This is a genomic window from Rhodopseudomonas palustris, from assembly GCF_003226555.1.
Lineage (GTDB): Bacteria > Pseudomonadota > Alphaproteobacteria > Rhizobiales > Xanthobacteraceae > Rhodopseudomonas > Rhodopseudomonas palustris_I.
In genome coordinates this window covers 99377-119378 of the sequence record NZ_QKQS01000026.1, presented here as the reverse complement: position 1 = coordinate 119378, position 20002 = coordinate 99377, and the positions used below count along the sequence as shown (strand labels likewise).

Here is a 20002-nt window from a genome sequence, read left to right as displayed (position 1 = left end):
CAGCGGCACGAAGCCATCGTCCGGTTCGCTGCACCAGCCTCCTCATCAAGCCGATCCATTGCATTCGCTAGTCCACCGCGCCGCCTTGCCGAGGCTGCGCGGCATTCGCCTATCCATCATGCACAGCCGGACCAACCGGCGCAGACATCAAGGGAGAGACCGGGTGAGCGCAACCAACCAGAAGACCTTCGGCGGGCGGATCGGCAGGACGATTGCCGATTCCAAACCATGGTGGCCAGAGCCGCCGTCAGCGCCGGCGGGTGCGCCGAACATTCTGATGGTGCTGTTCGACGATGTCGGCTTTTCGGACTTCGGCTGCTACGGATCGCCGATCGCGACGCCGACGATCGACAAGCTCGCGGCCGAGGGCCTGCGCTACACCGGCTTCCACACCACCGCGATGTGTTCGACCACCCGCGCGGCCTTGCTGACCGGCCGCAACCATCACTCGGTCGGCGTCGGATGCCTGGCAAATTTCGATTCCGGCTATCCAGGCTATCGCGGCAAGATCGCCAAGGAGGCCGGGACGCTCGCCGAGATGCTGCGCGCCCATGCCTACCGCAACTACATGGTCGGCAAATGGCACGTCACGCCGCTGACCGAAACCGGCGCGACCGGCCCGTTCGACGGCTGGCCGCTGGGGCGCGGCTTCGACCGCTTCTACGGCTTCCTCGACGCCGAGACCGATCAGTTCTCGCCCGAACTGGTGTCGGACAACACCCCGATCGACGCGCCAGGCACCTTCGAGACCGGCTATCATTTGACCGAAGACCTGATCGATCAGGCGATCCGCTTCATCGCCGATCACGCCGCCGACCGCCCCGAACTGCCGTGGCTGACCTGGGTGGCGCTCGGCGCCTGCCATGCACCGCATCAGGCGCCGATGGACATCATCAAGGGCTACGACGCCACCTTCGCGCACGGCTGGGACGTCGAGCGCGAGCAGCGGATGGCGCGGCAGAAGGCGATGGGCATCGTACCCGAGACCACCGACATGCCGCCGCGCAACGACGGCGTGAAGCCCTGGAGCGAGCACACGCCCGACGAACAACGCGTGTTCACCCGGCTGCAGGCGGCGTTCGCCGGCATGCTCGACCACGCCGACCGGCACCTGAAGCGGCTGATCGACTTCCTCGACGCCTCCGGGCAGCGCGACAACACGCTGATCCTGGTGCTGTCCGACAACGGCGCCAGCCAGGAAGGCGGTCCGCTCGGTTTCATCAACGCGATGGGCCCCTATAACTTCCGGCTCGAACCGATGCCCGACAAGGTCAAGAAGATCGACGACATCGGCGGCCCCAACTCCCATTCTAACTTCCCGCACGGCTGGGCGATGGCGTCGAACACGCCGCTGCGGCGCTACAAGCAGAACACCCACGGCGGCGGCATCCGCGATCCGTTCGTGGTGAGCTGGCCGAAGCGGCTGCCGGCGCGCGGCGAACTGCGGCATCAATTCGTCCATGCCAGCGACCTGGTGCCGACGCTGCTCGACCTGATCGGGGTCGAGGCACCGGCCGAGATCGGCGGGTTGAAGCAGATGCCGCTGGAAGGCGAAAGCTTCGCGCGGTCGCTGACCGAGCCCGGCGTGCCGTCGAAGTCCTCGCCGCAGTATTTCGAGATGTTCGGCCATCGCGGCATCTGGCATCAGGGCTGGAAGGCGGTCGCGTATCACCCGCCCGGCAAGCCGTTCGACGACGACAAATGGGAGCTGTTTCATCTCGACCGCGACTTCTCCGAAGCGCACGATCTCGCGGAGGCAGAGCCCACGCGGCTGGCCGAACTGATCGAGATGTGGTGGGCCGCGGCGGAACGACATCAGGTGTTGCCGCTCGACGACCGGTTCGGGCCACGCTTCGCCGAAAACGCCGCACGCTTTCACGGCGCCCGCAAACACTTCGTGTTTCACCGCGGCATGGGCCACGTCCCGACCGACGTCGCGCCCGACGTCCGCAGCCGCAGCTACACCATCGAGGCCCATGTCGAACTCGATGCCGGCAGCGAAGGCGTGCTGATTGCACACGGCGACATGACGTCCGGCTACAGCCTGTACATCAAGAACGGACGGCTGGTGCACGACCTCAACATCGGCGGCCATCATCACGTCGTCACATCGGAACAGACGCTGCAGCCGGGCCCGCGCCGGCTCGGCGTCAAGGTGGAACGGCTGCGCCGGACCGAGCCGCCGGCCAAGGGCTCTCGCACCGGCGTCAGCCGCTACACGCTGACGATCGACGGCGAGCCGGCGGGATCGATGGAGACCGGCCTCGCCTTCCACACGCTGATCTCATGGTCCGGCCTCGACATCGCCCGCGACGGCGGCAGTCCGGTGTCGCATTACGATGCGCCGTTCGAATTCACCGGCCGGATGCTGCGGGTCGAGGTGTCGATGTTCACCGACCAGGAGCTCGACGGCGAAGCAGTCGGCAATGTCGAGATGGCAAGGCAATAACAGCCGGTCATTCCGGGGCGCTCGCCGCAGGCGAGCGAACCCGGAATCTCGATCCACGCAGAACATTGCGGGATTCCGGGTTCGCGCCTCGCGCGCCCCGGAATGACGACTCGACTTACCCCCGCTGCTTCAGCCCGTGCTGCTGCAGGCGCCACAGCAACAGATCGAGCCGGTCCTGGCCGAAGAACGGCTCGCCGTTGAAGACGAACGTCGGCACGCCCCAGTGACCGGACGCGGCATGGTCGCGCTCGTTGCTGCGGATGGTTTCGTCGTACTTGTCAGGATCGGCGGCGATCTCCGCTTCGAGCTGCGCCAGATCGAGCCCGGCCCGCTCGGCCGCTTGGGCGAGATGATCGCCCTCGTGCCAATTGTCGACAGCGCCGCCATACAGCACCGAGCTGACCTCGCGGATGAACGACAGGCCGCGGCCGGCGAGCTGGGCGGCGGCGCCGAGCCGCGTCAGGCGCCTGATATACGGCTGCTCGGCCGAGACTTCGAGCGTCTGCATGTCCTGCACGATCGGATCGGGCCGCGGGAAGCGGAACGGGATCCCCTCCTTCTGCGCCACGCGAAAACTGTCGAGCACGACGTAGCGCGCAAACCTCGGATCGGTCCGCTTGAAGAAGGTCGGATCGCGCACCGCCAGCGGATACACCGGCCGCGCGTTGATGGCGAAGTCGTATTGCTCGACGAGCCGCACCGCCTTGGGCAGCGACAGATAGCTGTATGGGCTCCGGAACGACCAGAACAGATCGACGCTGAGACTCATCGGCCGGTCACCAACCCCAATGCGACAGCCTACCTGTCGCATTGCAAACTCAACTGCGCCAATTTCCGCCCGGCGGGCTTCGGGAGCTTTTCAACAGCCGTGATTAGTTTCATGAATGTCTCCCTCGCCTGCCGCGGCGCTTCGGGCATCATGTCGTTACATGAACTAATCGTAAGGTGCGGACCTGCGATTGCAATCCGTTTCTGCATCGGTTGAGATGCCGCCGTCGCGGACAGACGACGAAGACCGGAGGAGACCGAGGATGAGCGAGACCGCCAAAATCGCAGACGATGCGCTTGCGCCAAAGGATGCCTCCGCACCTGTGATCGCCCGCCACGCGGCAGTGCTGAACGAGCTGCCATTCTCCGACACCAGCGACTTCGACGACGCCGCACGCGGCTTCCTCGGCAGCATCGATCATGCCACGGTCGAATCCGCACAAGGCCGCACCGTTTGGAGTCTCGAACCGTACCGGTTTCTGCAGGACGAAACCGCGCCGCCGAGCGTCGATCCGAGCCTGTGGCGGCAGTCCCGGCTGAACATGCAGCACGGGCTTTTCGAGGTCGTACCCGGCGTGTATCAGGTCCGCGGCTTCGACATCGCCAACATGACGCTGATCGAGGGTGACAGCGGCGTGATCGTGGTCGACACCCTGACCTCGATCGAGGGCGCCCGCGCGGCGATGCAGCTCTATTGCCGCCACCGCGGCGACAGGCCGGTGGTGGCGGTGATCTTCACCCACACCCATGCGGATCATTGGGGCGGCGCCCGCGGCGTGCTCGACGACAACGCACTCGCGAGCGGACGGGTGCCGATCATCGCGCCCGATCTGTTCATGGAGCACGCCGTCTCCGAGAACATCATCGCCGGGCCGGCGATGCTGCGGCGCGCGCAGTATCAGTTCGGACCGCTGCTCGCCAAGGGGCCGCGCGGCCATGTCGATTGCGGCCTCGGCAAGACGATGGCCGCCGGCAGCACGGCGCTGTTGCGGCCGACCGACCTGATCAAAGCGACCGGCGATACCCGCTGCATCGACGGCGTCGAGTTTGAATTCCAGATGGCGCCGAACTCCGAAGCGCCCGCGGAGATGCACTTCTACATTCCGCGCTACAGACTGCTGAACCTCGCCGAAAACTGCACCCACAACTTCCACAATCTGCTGCCGTTCCGCGGCGCCGACGTGCGCGATGCGCTGGCGTGGTCGGGCTATCTCGGGGAAGCCCTGCAGCTCTGGGGTGGCAGGGCCGAGGTGATGTGCGGCCAGCACCATTGGCCGGTGTGGGGCACCGAGCGCATCGACCTGATGATCCGCCAGCAGCGCGACATCTACAAGTTCGCCCACGACCAGACGCTGCGGCTGATGAACCACGGCCTCAACGCCGCCGAGATCGCCGAGACCATCCGCCTGCCGAAGAGCCTCGACGCGGCCTGGCATGCCCGCGGCTATTACGGCCACATCCGCCACAACGTGAAGGCGATCTACCAGAAGTATCTCGGCTGGTACGACGCCAACCCGGCCAATCTCGATCCGCTGCCGCCGGTCGACGCCGGAAAGAAGTACGTCGATTACATGGGCGGGGCGGACGCGCTGTTGGCGAAGGCGCGCGCCGATTTCGACCGCGGCGAATTCCGCTTCATCGCGCAGGCGCTCAGCCATCTGGTGTTCGCCGATCCGGACAATCAGGAAGGCCGGCATCTGCTGGCCGACACGTTCGAGCAGCTCGGCTACCAATCCGAGAGCGCCACCTGGCGGAACGCCTATCTGTTCGGCGCCCAGGAGCTGCGCCACGGTATGCCGAACATGCCGGCCCGGCCGGGGATGCCGCGCGAGACGCTGGCGGCGCTCAAGACTTCTCAGATCTGGGATGTGCTCGGCGTCCGGCTCAACGGGCCGAAGGCGGAAGGCAAGACCATCGTGCTGAACTGGCAGTTCACCGACACCGGCGAAGACTGGGTGCTGACGCTGGAGAACTGCGCGTTGACCTATGTGGCGGGCGTCCAATCGGCCACGGCCGACGCCGGCTTCGCGTTACCGCGCAGCCTGCTCGACGAGGTGATCGCCAAGCAGACCTCGTTTCCGGAGGCGGTGATGGCCGGCAAGATCAAGGTCAGCGGCAATCCGATGAAGCTCGCCGAACTGATGGGGCTGATGGACGAATTCCCGCGGATGTTCGAGATCGTCGAACCGAAGCGGAATGCAGTGAGCTGAGCGGCGGGGCTGCGAACTTCGTTTGGAGGTCATTGCGAGCGCAGCGAAGCAATCTAGACGCATCCCGCATGGCGCGCTGGATTGCTTCGTCGCTTCGCTCCTCGCAATGACGGCATCGCAAGGTGATAATGCGCTTACGCCGCGGACCGCGCCGACGCTTGCTCGACCGCGAACTGCAACCGCAACGGGCTGCGGAAGGTCGACGACGGCATCCAGTTCAGCTGCTGCTCGGTGCGCGTGTAGTCCGGCACGACCTTGTGGAATTCGTCGAACGCGATTTTGATCGCCATCCGGGCGATCGCCGATCCGAGACAGCCGTGCACGCCGCCGCCGAAGCCGAGATGGCCCTTGGGCTTGCGCTTCAGGTCGTACACGTCCGGATTCGGAAACTGCCGCTCGTCGCGATTGGCCGAGCCGTAGGCCAGGCAGACGAAGTCGCCCGCCTTCATGGGCACGCCGTGCAGGGTCAGGTCGCTCTGCAGGCAGCGCCTGAATCGCTGCGCCGAGGTGTTGTAGCGCAGCGACTCCTCCACCGCGTCCGGCAGCAGCGCCGGATCGGCCACCACGGTGCGGCGAGCGTCGGCGAAATCGGCCAGATTCAGCGCCAGCATACTCATGAAGCCGCCGAGCGACTCGATGCCGGCCATGATCAGCGTCGTGGTGGTCAGCAGCACCTCGCGCTCGTCGAGCCTGTCGCCGTCGATCTCGGCCATGCTGAAATGCGAGATCAGGTCGTTCTTCGGCTCGGCGCGGCGCTGTGCGATCACGCTCGACGCGTAGTCCTGCATCCAGGCATAGGCGGCGAGATGCTCAGGGCCCTTGGCGCGGGTCACCGGATCGCTCTGCACCATCAGCACAGCCTTGTCCCGCACGGTCTGCTCATCGCCCATCGGCAGGCCGAGCGCCGCAAACAGCACCCGCACGGTGAACTTGGACGAAAAGTCGCTGATGAAGTCGAACTGCTCGCGCCCGCGCAAGGCTTCGGCGGCATCGCGCGCGATCTCGCGCATCGGCTCGGCCAGCGCCTCCAGATTGCGCTTCATGAAAGCGTGCTGCACCAGGCCGCGCAGCCGGTCGTGGCGCGGCGGATCGGTGGTGCCGAGCGTGGCGCCGGCGCGGTTCGGCAGCTCGGTCATTAGGTTGCCCTTGGCCGAGGAGAACACCTGCCAGTTGCTGCCGGCGCCGGCGACATCGAGATAGCGCGACAGAATCCACATTTGCGCCGGCTCGCTCCAGTACACCGGATGTTCGTCGCGCAGCGTCTTGTAGAGCGGGAACGGGTCGGCATCGACCGCGGGGGAGTAAGGATCGAAGCTGAACATCGGGCGAATCCTCGGGAGTTGCTGCGGCTTGGTACTTCGTCATGGCCGGGCTTGACCCGGCCATCCACGGCAACGGTCACTGCGTTGCTTGGCTTCGCCGATGCCCGGGTCAAGCCCGGGCATGACGATCTTTGCGTAGGAACGCCGCGGAACCGACGAGCCTACGCCGCCCGCGCCAGCCGCGGCCGGTTCTCGATCAGCATGATGCCCGACGCGGTGTTGGAGATCGGCAGATGATAGTTGCGGTGCAGCTCGTGGAGGTCGCCGAGAAGCGCGCCGCGCATTGCCACCCAGTTCATCACCTCGACGCCCTGGCTACCGGCGAGTTCGACCAGTTGGTGCGGGTCGATGTCGAGCAGGCTCTCGATGTCGCCGGTCATCGCGTCCATGCAGCGCTTGTCGAACGCGGTGTTGATGAAGCCGGCACGCTGGCCTTCGAGCTGATGCGACAGACCGCCGGTGCCGATCACCACCACTTTCAGATCTTCCGGATAGCTCTCGATCGCGCGACCGATCGCCTGACCGAGCTTGAAGCAGCGGCGCAGCGACGGCAGCGGATGCTGCACGGTGTTGACCACCACCGGAACGGTCGGAATCTCGTGAGCGCGGCCGCGCAGGAACAGCTCCATCGGCAGGCTGTAGGCGTGATCGACCAGCATCTCCTGACAGGTGACAGGATCGAATTCGGACTCCACCAGCGTCTCGATGATGTGCCACGACAGCTTGGTGTCGCCCTTGAACGGCGCCATCACCGGGATGCCCCAGCCTTCGTCGTCGTTGCGATACTCCGGCGCGGCGCCGACCGCGAAGGTCGGCATCTTGTCGAGGAAGAAGTTGAGGCCGTGATCGTTGTAGATCACCACCGCGGCATCGGGCTTGGCCGCGTCGAGCCAGCGGCACGGTGCGTCGAAGCCATCGAAAAACGGCGCCCAGTACGGATCCTTCTGCAGGCCCTTGGCCATCGCCCCGCCGATCGCGGGGACGTGCGAAGCAGCCAGGCCGCCGATGATCGTCGCCATGTCAGGTGTCCCCTCTCAATTGTCCCGCGCCGCCAAAAGCTTCGCCTTGAACTGCTCGACCGTCATACCGGTCTGCAGCGCGCCGATGTCCTGCATGTTGAGGCCGAGGATGCCGGCGAACTTGGCGAGGTAGTAGGCGTTGCCGCCCTCGTCGAGCAGCTTGAGCAGATCGCGTCCGAGGATCGCCTCGGTCTGCGCGGCGGTGAGACCGTAGCGCGCGCAATACGCGGCCTCGTCGCGGACGAATTCTGCGCGGTTAGAAGCCTCGTTGAACGAGAAGCACATCTTGTTGAGGGCGTAGCCCTTCTGCGCGGCTTCCGGACCGAAGATCGGTGTCCCGAAGATCTCGCGCTTGGCGCGTCCGGCGCCAGCCGCCAATGCCTGACTCATGGCATCCCCTGTTGACGTTTCCTGCCTGACGGCCTTGCGGCCAAATTTCGCGAACGATAGGCGGCAGCAGAGGGCCTTGATTGACTTGGATCAAATGTCAGGAGAATTCCGACCACAGCGGCGCGCTCCGTTTTGAAACGATCACGAGCGCCGCTCACCCCGCATCCATCGGCGCAGTCGTTGCAGCAGCGACAGCGGTGGCTGAGGTTCGAGCGCGTCGGAAGGCTGCTCCAGCGCCAAAGACGGAGCTTCGGCAAGGTCGGCGACCAACTCATCGCCGGTCGGCAATGGGCTGGTCGGGCAACGCGGCGGAGGAGGCGTGGCGGACGCTTCGGACGAGACGTGGCCGGCCGCTTCCAGCACCAAGGCGCCGACCTCGCTCAGAAACGCCTGCTCGTAGCTGCGCGACAGACGCAGGATCGCTTCATCGAGCGGCAGCCAATCGACCGCACGAATGTCCTTCATCAGCGGCAGGGTCTGCTCCGGCTCGGCTTCCATCCGCCAGAAATGCACCGCCTTGAAACGGCCGCCGGAATCATAGGCGAGTGTGCCAATGAACTCGTGCACCGCGACGACATGGCCGGTTTCTTCGAGCACCTCGCGCTCGGCAGCCGCGCGCGGCGTCTCGCCGAGGTCGAGCTTGCCCTTGGGCAGCACCCAATCGTTGCGCTTACGCATCCGGACGACCGCAAACAACGGTTCGTTACCGCGCCGCAACACAATTCCGCCTGCTGCCAGCACCGGAGTTCGCAATCTACCGCCCTTCGTCGTCGGAAATTCTGCCTCCTCAATATAGGATCAAGCGGCCGTCAAGCGAGCCGCGGCGGAACATGACACCTCAACATTGTCGCGCATTCCCGCGCGGGGCGCCGAAAGCTACTCAAGGCGCCGGCGGCGGCGTCACCACCGGATAGCTGCGATCCGGCGTCAGCACGCAGCGATACACCCGCTTGCTGCGGGTCTGCCACGCCTCGACGATCCGGCCGCAATTGGCGCAGTGCAGATTGCCCGGCTCACCGTCGAGCGTTTCGGATTCAGCGCAGCGGTACATCGCACCGCATTCACATTCCACGTCTGACAATCTCATCGCTGGTTCCCTGATATCAATCGGCGGAGGCTACCGCCGCCGTAAATTGCTATCCTAGGAGGCCATGCTGACGTCGTTGTGTCAGCGCGTCGCTGACACGGGACAATTTCCGCGCGGTGGCACACCGAAGCGCCGACTGGCGGTTCACCGCCGAGCCGGGATAGAATTACCGCGGCGCTGCAAACAGCCGCCCGACGATCGCGGGAGCCACCGCGGCGTCCCAACGACCAAAGAGGAAACACTCATGACCTTCTGGCCCGAGGCCGGCATCGGTGGCGCGCTGCGCCGCGAGACTCACTACGACGGCCGGTCGATGCTGTGCTTCTCCGAGCGCCCCGCCCATCTCGCAGCCATGTTTGAGGATCTGGTCGCGCGGTTCGGCGACCGTCCGGCGATCGTCGACGACCGCGCGCTCAGCTATCGGGAGCTCGATCGCCTAGTCCGCAGCATCGCGGCCTCGCTGACCGCGCTGGGCACCCGCAAAGGCGACCGGGTCGCGCTGTTCCTCAGCAATTGCTGGGAGTTCCTGGCGGCGACGCTCGCCTGCAACCGGCTCGGCGTGCTGGTGGTGCCGATCGGCATCCGCCAGCGCCGCGCCGAACTCGAATTCCTGCTGAACAACAGCGGCGCTAAGATCGTGGTGTTCGAGGCCGAGCTGGCAGACGAAGTCCCGGCAGCCGCCGAGGTGCCGCAACTTGTGCATCGCTTCGTCGCGCACGGTGGCGCCGACGGCGCGCGGCCGTTCGAGGATCTGCTCGCCGCCGATCCGGCGAACGCGCCGCTCGCGGAGATGCACGAGGACGACACCGCGGTGATCCTCTACACCTCCGGCACCACCGGCAAACCCAAGGGCGCCGAGCTGACACATCTCAGCATCCTGCATTCGTCCTACGCGTTCGCGCGCGCGCACGAGCTGACCGAGCGCGACCGCGGTCTGGTCGCGGTGCCGCTGTCGCATGTGACCGGCCTCGTTGCCGTATCCTACGCGACGATCGCCGCCGGCGGCTGCGTCGTGCTGATGCGGCAAGCGTTCAAGACCGCCGACTTTCTGGCCCTCGCGGCCCGCGAACAGATCACTTGGTCGATCCTGGTGCCGGCGATCTACACGCTCGCCGTGATGCACCCCGACTTCGCGCAATACGATCTGTCGGCATGGCGGATCGGCTGTTTCGGCGGCGCGCCGATGCCGGTCCCGACCATCGAGATGCTGAGCAAGCGGCTGCCGAACCTGCAGCTCCGCAACGCCTATGGGGCGACCGAAACCACGTCGCCGACCACGATCATGCCGCAGGCCTATTGGCGCGATCACATGGACAGCGTCGGCCAGGTGGTCCCCTATGCGCATGCCCGGGTCGTCGATGCCGACGACAAAGAGGTCGCGCCCGGCGAGCCCGGCGAACTGTTGATCTCCGGCCCGATGGTGGTGCCGCGCTATTGGCAGCGGCCCGACGCCAACGCCAAGGAGTTCGTGGACGGCTATTGGCGCAGCGGCGACATCGGCTCGATCGACAAGGACGGTTTCGTCCGCGTATTCGACCGCAAGAAGGACATGATCAACCGCGGCGGCTTCAAGATCTTCTCGGCCGAAGTCGAGAATGTGATCTGCGGCATCGACGGTGTGCTGGAAACCGCGATCATCGGCACACCCGATCCGGTGCTCGGCGAGCGCGTCAATGCCATCGTGGTGACGAACGAAGGTGCCAGCCTGAGCGAGCGCGACGTCGTCGCCTACTGCGCGGCCAGAATGTCGGACTACAAGGTGCCGGAAAGCATCATCATCCGCACCACACCCCTGCCCCGCAACGCCAACGGCAAGATCCAGAAAACGGTGCTCCGCGAGACGATCGCGGACCGGGCGGCGAGTTACGCGAGGTCGTAGTTCACGAAGCGAAAGAGCTAGGCGTCGCGTAAATAGGGACCGTCATGCGCGGAGTTAGCGCACCCTCGCCCCAACGGCAGCGCAACCTCTCCCGCTTGCGGGAGAGGTCGACGCGCGAAGCGCGGCGGGTGAGGGCACTCCTCTCCGCGAGTGGCAAACTGCCCGGGAGGCCCTCACCCCCAGCCCTCTGCCGCAAGCGGGAGAGGGAGCGCGCCTCGCTTGTGGAGGAGCGCGACCCTGCAGCTAATTATTACTTCGCCGGCGTGATCCGCACCTGCACGTCGCGCGGCTTGGCGGTGTACGGCGCCGAGGTCACCAGCACCTGCGCGCCGGCCTCCCCATAGGCCGCGGCATTGCCGGCGTTGACGCCGCCGGCGACCGCGATCACCGGGCGCGAGGGCCGCGCGGCAAGTTGCTGCGCCAGCGCCGCGACGTCGGCGGGCGCGAATTTCTCGAGCTGCAGCACGTCGAAACCGGCGTCCGCCGCGGCGAGCGCCGCCTCGATCGACGCCACTTCGGTGATCAACTTCTTCTCCGGCAACGTGGCGCGCAGCCGGGACACCGTCGCCGCCAACGGCTCGTCGAGAAAGCCGCGATGCTCGCTGAACACCAGCACGGTTTCGGACAGGCCGAGCCGGTGCATGGTGGCGCCGCCGGCCTTCACGGCGGCGACCGCGAACCGCTTGGTGCCCGGCGTATTCTTGCGGGTGCAGGCGACCGCGATGCTTGGCGACACCGCGCGCGCCGCATCGACGATGTCGCGTGCCGCGGTGGCAACGCCGGACCAGATCTCGATCAGCGTCTGCGCCACCTTCCAGCTCCGCAGCAGCGCCGACGCGCTGCCGCGGGCGGTGAGGATCGAAGCACCCGCCGCGAGCCGACTGCCGGAGGAGGCGACCAATTCGACCTCGCCGCCGCACAGCCGGATGATCGCGGCGGCATCTTCAGCGAGCGCCAGCATCATCGGATCGCGCGCCGCAAACGTCATCACGCCGGGCGCGGCGCCGATGCCCAGCGCCTCGGTGGTGAGGTCGCCGCAAGGCACATCGTCGTCGAGCAGGCACTCCAGTTCGGCAGTGGTGGCGGCAGGCATGAATAAGGTCCCCCAGTTGGTCGTTCGGCGCATTTGACGCGCAGCGGTTCCGGCGCAACATCTCCGCTTCTCACCGTTATGTCCACGACTATACAACGCTGTCGGGTTTGCGATCAAAACCTCAGAGCTGATGGGCGGCATGAAACGATCGTCGAATCAACCGCCTAGCAGGCAAAGGAAGCACTCGGACAATCGGCACGGCGCTTGCTAAACCGATGATGAGCACACCGACCGGAGGGTGCAGGGATGACGCACAGCATCGCAGAGGCTCCGCAGATCGCCGCGATCGTCTACCACGGCGAGGACGACGTCGACACGCTGCTCGCGGAGTTCGCATTCGCGCGGCTCGCGGCCGGGGACCGGCTCGGCGGCATCGTGCAGCGGAACATCAGGGACGCGACCGGCAGGAAGATCGACATGCAGCTGATCGACCTGATGACCGGCGAGGCGATCGGCATCTCGCAGACGCTCGGCAGCGGCGCGGGCTCGTGCAAGCTCGACGCCGGCGGACTGGCCGAGTCCGCGCGCGCCGTGACGCGCGCGGTCGCGAGTGGCGCCGCGCTGGTCGTGATCAACAAATTCTCGAAACAAGAAGCCACCGGCAAAGGACTCCGCAACGAATTCGCCGAGGCGATCGTGGCCGGCCGGCCGCTGCTCACTGCGGTGCCGGAGAAATGCGAAGACGCCTGGCGCGAGTTCATCGGCGACGAAGGCGCGATCCTGCCGTGCAGCCGGGAGGCGATCGAAGCCTGGTGGGCCGGCATCGTGCCGCGGCTCGCGCCCGCCGCGGCGGGCGACGCAGCCGTCGACGACTGGATCTGGAAGACGATCTGCTGAAGGACGCGCTGCGATGGCTCACGTCGTATTCTACGAAAAGCCCGGCTGCGTCGACAACGCGCGGCAAAAGGCGCTGCTCACCGCCTCGGGTCACGAGTTGGATGTCCGCAATCTGCTCGCAGAGCCTTGGGCGCGGGAGACGCTGCGACCGTTCTTCGGCGACAAGCCGCTGGCGCAGTGGTTCAATCAGTCGTCGCCGAAAGTGAAAGCCGGCGCGATCGATTTCGCCGCGCTCAGCGAGGACGCCGCACTGAAGCTGATGATCGACGATCCGCTGCTGATCCGCCGCCCGCTGATGCAATCGGGCGACCGCCGCGAGGTCGGCTTCGATCAAGCCGTCGTCGACGCCTGGCTCGGGCTGCAGACCGGAGCCCCGCGCGTGTTCGACGGCTGTGCGATGGACGACTGATACCTCCGGCTATTTCGGTTTCCAACCGATCAGATCGATCAGCGCCGATAGTCCGGCGTGGCCGGCGCCCTCGTTGATCTCGCTGTCGTGCTCGCGAATGCTGAGATTGTCGAAATCGCCGAACGCCTGCTCCAGCAATTCGCGGGTGTAGAGGTTTTCCGCACGGCTCGGACCGCCGGTCTTGTAGACCAGTTGCTTCGGCCGATAGCCCTCGATCAGCAACAGACCGCCGGGCTTCAGCGCATCGCGGATGTTCCGGAACACCGCCGGGCGTTGCTCCGGTTCGACGAACTGGAAGAAGATGCCGGCGATCACGTCGACGTCGCGCGGCCATTGCCAGCTCAACAGATCGGCGCATCGCGTGTCGATGGTCACGCCGCGCGCAGCCGCCAGTCGTTGCGCCTTGGCCTGCGCGTTCGGCGAGAAATCGACAGACAGCACCGACAGCCCGCATTCGGCGAGGAACACGCCGTTTCGGCCCTCGCCATCGGCGATCGACAGCGCCCGCCCCTGCTTCGGCAGCAGCTCACGGCACGACGCCAAGAACGCATTCGGCTCAGTACCGAACACATAGCCGTCACCGCCAAACCGGCTCTCCCACATATCGAGGTGTTCGGATGCCATGGTCACCGGTTCTCCCCTTCAAAACGCCGAGTCGCGGCGCCAGCTTGGCGGCAGCGTGGGGCCGGCGCAATTCCCGATCGCTTGATGACAGATCGGACGCGCCGCGGCGGTGACATCGTCACAGACCGGCGGCCCGCGGCCATGCGACGGATCGGGCGGAGGCGACGTGCGACGCGCCAACGAGGATTCGCCACGATGCGGAACATCACCATCATCGGTTCGGGCTTTGCCGGCCTCACCGCCGCCCGCGAGCTGCGCAAGCGCAAGGTCGACGCCACGATCACGATGATCTCGCCGCGGCGTGAATTGCACTTCCTGCCGAGCTCGATCTGGATTCCCGCCGGCATCCGCCAGGGCGAGCGGCTGAAAGTGCCGCTCGATCACTTCCTGCGCAAACACCGGATCGACTTCGTTGAAGCCTCCGCCACCGGCCTGAAAGACGCTGGCCGCACCGTCGTGACCGACCGCGGCGAACTGAGTAACGATCATCTGATCGTCGCCACCGGCGGCCGCTTCATCCGCAAGCTGCCGGGCATCGAACATGCGCTGATCCCGTGCGAAGGCATCAAGGTCGGCGAGGAGATCGGTCGGCGGCTGGATGCGCTGAAGGGCGGCACCATCGCGGTCGGCTTCGCCACCAATCCGAACGAGCCCGGCGCGATGCGCGGCGGGCCGATGTTCGAGTTTCTGTTCATCATCGATACGCTGCTGCGCCGGCAGGGAAAGCGGCCGGGCTTCGAGATCGTGTTCTTCAGCCCGGCGCCGCGTCCCGGTGCTCGGCTCGGCGAGCGCGCAGTCGACGGCCTGCTGCAGGAGATGAAAAGCCGCGGCATCGCCACTCGGCTGGGCCGCAAGATTCTCCGCTTTGAAGAACGCAAAGTCGTGCTCGAGGACGGCGAGATCGACGCCGACCTGATCCTGTTCATGCCGGGACTGACTGGACCGGCCTGGCTGGAGGCCACCGAGCTGCCACTGTCAGCCGGCGGCATGATCAAGGCGGATGAACTGTGCCGCGTCGAAAATCTCGCCAATGTCTGGGTTGCCGGTGACGCCGGTTCGTTCCCCGGCCCCGACTGGATGCCGAAGCAGGCGCATCAGGCCGATTTGCAGGCGATCGCGGTGGCGGCCAATATCGCCGCGGTCGAAGCGGGGCAGCAGCCGAGCACTCGCTTCAAGCCCGAATTGGTGTGCATCGTCGACACGCTGGATTCCGGCATGCTGGTGTTTCGCAACCAGCGCTTCAACTTCGTCGGCCCAAAGATGAAGCTGTTTCATTGGCTGAAGCGCTTGTTCGAACGTCACTACCTGACGACATTCCGCTGACGACTGCATCGGCGCATAGCCGACAAGATGGAGACGAACGGCCTATGAGCGTGAAGACGATTTCGCCGATCGAAGCCCATCGCATGATGACGCACGACGGCGCGGTGCTGGTCGATGTGCGCGAGCGTCACGAGATCGAGCGCGAACACATCGACGGCGCGATCGAACTGCCGCTGACCGGTTTCAAACACGGCGATCTCGGCGCGGCGCAGGGCCACAAGGCGATCTTCTTCTGCCATTCCGGCGGTCGCACCCGGATGTATGCGGGGCAGATCGCAGCCAAGGCCAACGGCGTGTGCGAGCCTTACGTGCTCGGCGGCGGCATTCTGGCGTGGCGCAAGGCCGGCTTTCCCACGGTGCAGGGCCCGAAGCCGCCGGGTCTGTTCCAACGTCTGTTCGGGAGCAAACAGGAAGGCTGAGTGGGAACGTCGATCAGGCTTCGACCGTTTGGCGCTGCCGCCGCGGCGCAGTCGCGGTCTTGGCGCGCGCAACTGACGTTTTGTCCTTGTCGCGATCCTTGCGACAGAATGTGGCGTGCAGCGCCAGGATCAGGCTGCGCACTTCCTCGCTGGCGAGCGAATAGAACACCTGCTGACCGTCGCGGCGCGCCCGCACCAGCTTCTCGCTGCGCAGCCGGGCGAGCTGCTGCGACACCGTCGGCTGACGCTCGTCGAGCAATTCGGTGAGCTCCGACACCGACTTCTCGCCTTCCGCGAGCTGACACAGCATGATCAGGCGCGACACGTTCGACAGCGTCTTCAAAAACTCCGCGGCCACCACCGCATTTTCGCGCAGCTCGCTTGTGTCGACACGCTTCAGAGTCGGAGAGGTTTTCCGGACTCCGCTGACCGCAGCCATCGAGGCATCTCCGTTCGGTTGAGAAACAGCGCAGGGAAGGTGCGCCGCAATTCGGCAATGTCCACGCGCGATCGACACGACGTCGTCTTCGTAACCTCCATGCATATCCGTGTTGCCAAAGATTGTCAGCCCGCTATGGGGGAACCGGGTCGGGATCGCCGGGGCGCCGTCTGTGGTCCTGCAGACCCATTGAAGCGGTGATCGGCCCAGGCTATCTGCAGCCGGGGAAACGCACGAACAACAAGATGCAACAACCACAAAGCCGCTTCTTTCAATCTCACGGCCTGCGCCTGCACTATTGGGACTGGGGCAATGCTGCCGCACCGCCGCTGCTGCTGATCCATGGCGGCAAGGATCACGGCCGAAGCTGGGATCTCCTCGCCCGCGCGCTGCAGCCGCACTTTCATGTGATCGCGCCGGACCTGCGTGGCCATGGCGATTCGGATTGGGCGCGCGGCGGCAGCTACGCGCTGCCGGAATACGTCTATGACCTGACGCGCCTGCCGCCGCTCGCCGACGCCCCGCCTGCGACCGTGATCGGTCACTCGATGGGCGGCATGATCGCGATGCTGTATGCGGGAACGTTCCCGGAGCGGGTCGAACGGCTCGTCGTGCTCGACGGCGTCACGGTCCGGCCCGACGCCCAAATGGCGCCGGCGCACGAGCGGATGACCAGATGGCTCGGGCAGCTCGACCGGCTGGAAGGACGCGAGCCGCGCCACTACCCGACGATCGACGATGCCGCGGCGCAGATGCGCGCCCATAACAAGCGCCTCGGTCACGAGCTGTCGCTGCACCTCGCCACCCATGGGGCCCGCCGCAACGACGACGGCAGCTACTCGTGGAAATTCGATCCGTATCAACGGGTGACGGCGCCACACCGGCTGGCACCGAGCGAATATGCTGACTTGTGGGCGCGGATCACCTGCCCGGCGCTGCTGCTGTTCGCCGGCGAGAGCTTCATCGACCCGGCCGAGGCCGCTGCAGCGTCGCGTTATTTCAAGAACGCTCGTTCCGAGATCGTCAGTGACGCCGGCCATTGGCTGCAGCACGACCGCCCCGACGAGGTGCTGCGGCTGATCGGAGAGTTTGTGGAGCTTCCGTTCGCCTCGTCGAACTGATGCACATGCCTTTCCGCGTCATTTGCGAGGAGCGCAGCGACGAAGCAATCCAGCTCAGTGCACGGCCCCTCTGGATTGCTTCGCTGCGCTCGCAATGACGGAGAGAGGCAGTCCGTCGCTGCTACGGCGCCAGATATTGCAGCAGCCGCGGGTCGTTGCGGACTTCGTCGGCGGTGCCGGTGAGGGCGACGCGGCCGCGGTCGAGCACGAAGGCGCGGTCGGCGACGCGCAGGGCGAGGTCGAGATGCTGCTCGACGATCACCACCGCGATCTCCTTGGCGAGCGCGATCAGCCGATCGGTAATCTCCTCGATCACGCCGATCCAGACGCCCTCGGTCGGCTCATCGAGCAGCAGCACGCTCGGCTCCGACAGCATCGCGCGGCCGATCGCCAGCATCTTGCGCTCGCCGCCCGACAACGTCCCGGCCGCCTGATCGAGCCGTTGGCCGAGCTTCGGGAACATCTCCAGCACGCGGTCGACCGCGCGACTGTCCTTGTTGGTCAGCGCCCCGACCGCGAGATTGTCGCGAATGGTCAGCCGCGCGAACACCGGATGGTCCTGCGGCACATAACCGAAGCCGGCGCGGACACGCTGCTCGGTCGGCAGCTTGGTGACGTCGCGCGAATCCAGCGACACGCTGCCGCGCTTGGCCGGCAGTTCGCCCATGATCGCCTTCATCAAGGTGGTCTTGCCGGCACCGTTGCGCCCCAGAATGGCGACACCGCCGCGCCACGGCGCCGACAGCGTCACCCCGAACAGCACCTGACTGCGGCCGTATCCGGCATCGAGATCGCGAATGTCGAGATAATGATCCTCAAGCACGGCGCAGATACACCTCCTGGACCTTCGGACTGGCTTGGATTTGCTCGACCGTTCCGGTGTCGAGCACCGCGCCCTGATCGAGCACGGTGAGGCGGTCGCAGATGTCACGGATGAAATCGAGATCGTGCTCCACGATCACCAGCGAGCAGCGCGACTTGATCGGCGCCAGCAGCTCGCCGGTGACACGGCGTTCCTCCAGACTCATGCCGCCGGTCGGCTCGTCGAGCAGCAGCAGTTTCGGCTCCGGTGCCAGCGCCATCGCGATCTCCAGCCATTGCTGCTGACCATGCGACAGCGCGGAGGCGTGCTCGCCGGCGCGATCGACCAGCCGAAACTGCTCCAGCATCGCCATCACCTTGTCGTGCAACAGTCCGCGGGTGCGCGAGAACATCAGTTTTGTCAGCGCGGTTTGCCCCTGCAGCGCCAGCAACACGTTGTCGTACAGCGTCAGCGCCGGCAGCACCGAGGTGATCTGAAACTTCAGGCTCATGCCGGCGCGGGCACGCTCGGCCGGCGACGCCGCGGTGATATCGGCACCGTCGAAGCCGACGCGGCCCTCCGTCGGCACTTCGGCGCCGGCGATGCACTTCATCATCGTGCTCTTGCCGGAGCCGTTCGGCCCGATCAGGCCGTGAAACTCGTTGGGCTGCACCGTCAGCTCGGCGCCGTTCAGCGCGGTGAGCTTGCCGAACACCTTCTTCATGCCGCGCGCTTCAAGCAGAGCCATGGCCGCCCTCCTTGTGGCGCGGCTTCGGCGGCCGGCCGAAGCTGCCGATCCGTTCGCTGTGGCTGACGATCAGGCTGATCAGCCCGGCGGGGCGGAACAGGATCACCAGCAGCATCAGCGCGCCGAGAATGATCGGCCAGATGTCCTGGTAGGAATTCGACAGCCAGAACGACACGATCTCGATCACCACCGTGCCGATCACCGCGCCGATCAGCGTGCCCGAGCCGCCGAACAAGACATAGAGCACCACCTGGGTCGACATCACCACGCCGAGCATGTTCGGCCAGACGAAGCCCTCGTGGAAGGCGTAGAGGCTGCCGGCGAGCCCGGCGATCGCGCCGCCGAGCGAGAAGATGATCGCCTTCAGATGCTGCACCTTGTAGCCGAAGAAGGCGATGCGCTGTTCGTTCTCGCGCAGGCCTGCGAGCGCGAGGCCAAACTGCGAGCGCACCAGATAACGGCACACGGCGTAGACCAAGACCAGGATCACCAGTGCCAGATAATAGAACACCGGCCCCTCGCCGAGCTCGTAGCTGCCGACCGTCATCTGCGGGATCGACGGAATGCCGTTCTGGCCGCCGAGATAGTACCAGCCCCGCGCCAGCCGATCGAACGCGTAGGACGCCGTGAGCGTGCCGAGCGAGACGAAGATCACGCTGGACGGATTGCGGCCGAGCAGCAGGAAGCCGCCGATCAAGAGCGCCAGCGCAAACCCGATCAATACGCCGGCCGGCACCACCAGCAGCATCGAGGAGATGCCGAGGTCACGCCCGAGCAGCGCCACCCCGTAGCCGGCGCCGCCGAAGAACACGGCCTGGCCGAAGCTCATGATCCCGGCATAGCCCCACACCAGATCGAACGACAGCGCGAACAGGCACAGGATCAGCACGCGAGTCATGAACACTGTGAGATAGTCCTGCAACACCAGCGGCAGCAGCAGGAAGATCGCCAGCATCGCGATCTCGATGATCGGCAGCACCGCGCGGCGACGCCTGGTGCGAGACGGCGAGACCTCCGAAAGTGTCGACGAGACGTCTGTCATCGAGGCGCCCGACTGACAGCA

20 protein-coding genes are annotated in these 20002 nt (G+C 65.9%); 8 read left to right on the top strand and 12 right to left on the bottom strand.

Going from position 1 to position 20002, the window contains the following annotated elements:
* Positions 1-118 precede the first annotated feature (118 nt).
* Positions 119-2449 (top strand): arylsulfatase, encoded by a 2331-nt coding sequence (locus tag DNX69_RS20930; protein WP_165825300.1) that lies wholly within the window; start codon positions 119-121, stop codon positions 2447-2449.
* A gap of 115 nt (positions 2450-2564) precedes the next feature.
* On the opposite strand, the gene DNX69_RS20925 is transcribed toward DNX69_RS20930, so the two are convergent.
* Positions 2565-3218, bottom strand: coding sequence for a 2-hydroxychromene-2-carboxylate isomerase (locus DNX69_RS20925; protein ID WP_110787929.1), 654 nt, complete (start codon positions 3216-3218; stop codon positions 2565-2567).
* Between the two features lie 262 nt (positions 3219-3480).
* Between DNX69_RS20925 and DNX69_RS20920 the strand changes: the two genes are divergently transcribed.
* Positions 3481-5427: an alkyl/aryl-sulfatase gene (locus DNX69_RS20920; protein ID WP_110787928.1), complete on the top strand. Its 1947-nt coding sequence runs from the start codon at positions 3481-3483 to the stop codon at positions 5425-5427.
* Positions 5428-5561: 134 nt separating this feature from the next.
* Here DNX69_RS20920 and DNX69_RS20910 read toward each other — a convergent pair whose 3' ends face one another.
* The 5 genes from DNX69_RS20910 to DNX69_RS20890 form a co-directional block, all read right to left on the bottom strand.
* Positions 5562-6749: a cytochrome P450 gene (locus tag DNX69_RS20910; protein WP_110787926.1), complete on the bottom strand. Its 1188-nt coding sequence runs from the start codon at positions 6747-6749 to the stop codon at positions 5562-5564.
* 161 nt (positions 6750-6910) lie between these two features.
* Complete coding sequence (locus tag DNX69_RS20905) at positions 6911-7768, bottom strand: class III extradiol dioxygenase family protein (RefSeq protein WP_110787925.1); 858 nt, start codon at positions 7766-7768, stop codon at positions 6911-6913.
* A 15-nt stretch (positions 7769-7783) separates the two neighbouring features.
* A complete protein-coding gene (locus tag DNX69_RS20900) occupies positions 7784-8158 on the bottom strand; it encodes a protocatechuate 4,5-dioxygenase subunit alpha (RefSeq protein ID WP_110787924.1) in 375 nt (124 codons plus the stop codon).
* Between the two features lie 141 nt (positions 8159-8299).
* Positions 8300-8950, bottom strand: coding sequence for an NUDIX hydrolase (locus DNX69_RS20895; protein ID WP_110787923.1), 651 nt, complete (start codon positions 8948-8950; stop codon positions 8300-8302).
* A gap of 88 nt (positions 8951-9038) precedes the next feature.
* On the bottom strand, positions 9039-9245 hold the full coding sequence (locus tag DNX69_RS20890; protein ID WP_110787922.1) for a hypothetical protein: 207 nt from the start codon (positions 9243-9245) through the stop codon (positions 9039-9041).
* Between the two features lie 244 nt (positions 9246-9489).
* On the opposite strand from DNX69_RS20890, the gene DNX69_RS20885 reads away from it, so the two are divergent.
* Positions 9490-11124 carry a class I adenylate-forming enzyme family protein gene (locus DNX69_RS20885; RefSeq protein WP_110787921.1) on the top strand — a complete coding sequence of 545 codons (1635 nt, stop codon included), beginning with the start codon at positions 9490-9492 and terminating at the stop codon, positions 11122-11124.
* Between the two features lie 250 nt (positions 11125-11374).
* Here the strand turns inward: DNX69_RS20885 and modD are convergent, their stop codons facing one another.
* Positions 11375-12217 carry a ModD protein gene (gene modD / locus DNX69_RS20880; protein ID WP_110787920.1) on the bottom strand — a complete coding sequence of 281 codons (843 nt, stop codon included), beginning with the start codon at positions 12215-12217 and terminating at the stop codon, positions 11375-11377.
* 246 nt (positions 12218-12463) lie between these two features.
* Here modD and DNX69_RS20875 point away from each other — a divergent pair, with 246 nt between their 5' ends.
* Both DNX69_RS20875 and DNX69_RS20870 read left to right on the top strand, forming a co-directional pair.
* Entirely contained in the window at positions 12464-13054 is a 591-nt protein-coding gene (locus DNX69_RS20875) for a DUF2478 domain-containing protein (RefSeq protein ID WP_110787919.1), read from the top strand.
* Between the two features lie 13 nt (positions 13055-13067).
* Positions 13068-13463: an ArsC/Spx/MgsR family protein gene (locus DNX69_RS20870; RefSeq protein WP_110787918.1), complete on the top strand. Its 396-nt coding sequence runs from the start codon at positions 13068-13070 to the stop codon at positions 13461-13463.
* 9 nt (positions 13464-13472) lie between these two features.
* On the opposite strand, the gene DNX69_RS20865 is transcribed toward DNX69_RS20870, so the two are convergent.
* Positions 13473-14087 (bottom strand): SAM-dependent methyltransferase, encoded by a 615-nt coding sequence (locus DNX69_RS20865; protein ID WP_110787917.1) that lies wholly within the window; start codon positions 14085-14087, stop codon positions 13473-13475.
* Between the two features lie 195 nt (positions 14088-14282).
* Here DNX69_RS20865 and DNX69_RS20860 point away from each other — a divergent pair, with 195 nt between their 5' ends.
* Both DNX69_RS20860 and DNX69_RS20855 read left to right on the top strand, forming a co-directional pair.
* Complete coding sequence (locus DNX69_RS20860; protein WP_110787916.1) at positions 14283-15410, top strand: NAD(P)/FAD-dependent oxidoreductase; 1128 nt, start codon at positions 14283-14285, stop codon at positions 15408-15410.
* Positions 15411-15454: 44 nt separating this feature from the next.
* Entirely contained in the window at positions 15455-15829 is a 375-nt protein-coding gene (locus DNX69_RS20855; protein WP_110787915.1) for a rhodanese-like domain-containing protein, read from the top strand.
* Positions 15830-15842: 13 nt separating this feature from the next.
* Here the strand turns inward: DNX69_RS20855 and DNX69_RS20850 are convergent, their stop codons facing one another.
* Complete coding sequence (locus DNX69_RS20850) at positions 15843-16268, bottom strand: ArsR/SmtB family transcription factor (protein ID WP_110787914.1); 426 nt, start codon at positions 16266-16268, stop codon at positions 15843-15845.
* A 245-nt stretch (positions 16269-16513) separates the two neighbouring features.
* Here DNX69_RS20850 and DNX69_RS20845 point away from each other — a divergent pair, with 245 nt between their 5' ends.
* Positions 16514-17389, top strand: coding sequence for an alpha/beta fold hydrolase (locus DNX69_RS20845; protein ID WP_110788199.1), 876 nt, complete (start codon positions 16514-16516; stop codon positions 17387-17389).
* A 121-nt stretch (positions 17390-17510) separates the two neighbouring features.
* Here DNX69_RS20845 and DNX69_RS20840 read toward each other — a convergent pair whose 3' ends face one another.
* The 3 genes from DNX69_RS20840 to DNX69_RS20830 are packed head-to-tail and all read right to left on the bottom strand — an operon-like array spanning position 17511 to position 19981.
* Positions 17511-18212: an ABC transporter ATP-binding protein gene (locus DNX69_RS20840; RefSeq protein WP_110787913.1), complete on the bottom strand. Its 702-nt coding sequence runs from the start codon at positions 18210-18212 to the stop codon at positions 17511-17513.
* Positions 18205-18939, bottom strand: coding sequence for an ABC transporter ATP-binding protein (locus tag DNX69_RS20835; protein ID WP_110787912.1), 735 nt, complete (start codon positions 18937-18939; stop codon positions 18205-18207). Before DNX69_RS20835 ends, DNX69_RS20840 begins: the two co-directional genes overlap by 8 nt.
* Positions 18926-19981, bottom strand: a complete 1056-nt coding sequence (locus tag DNX69_RS20830; RefSeq protein ID WP_110787911.1) for a branched-chain amino acid ABC transporter permease — start codon at positions 19979-19981, stop codon at positions 18926-18928. The genes DNX69_RS20835 and DNX69_RS20830 overlap by 14 nt, the downstream gene beginning before the upstream one ends.
* Positions 19982-20002 lie beyond the last annotated feature (21 nt).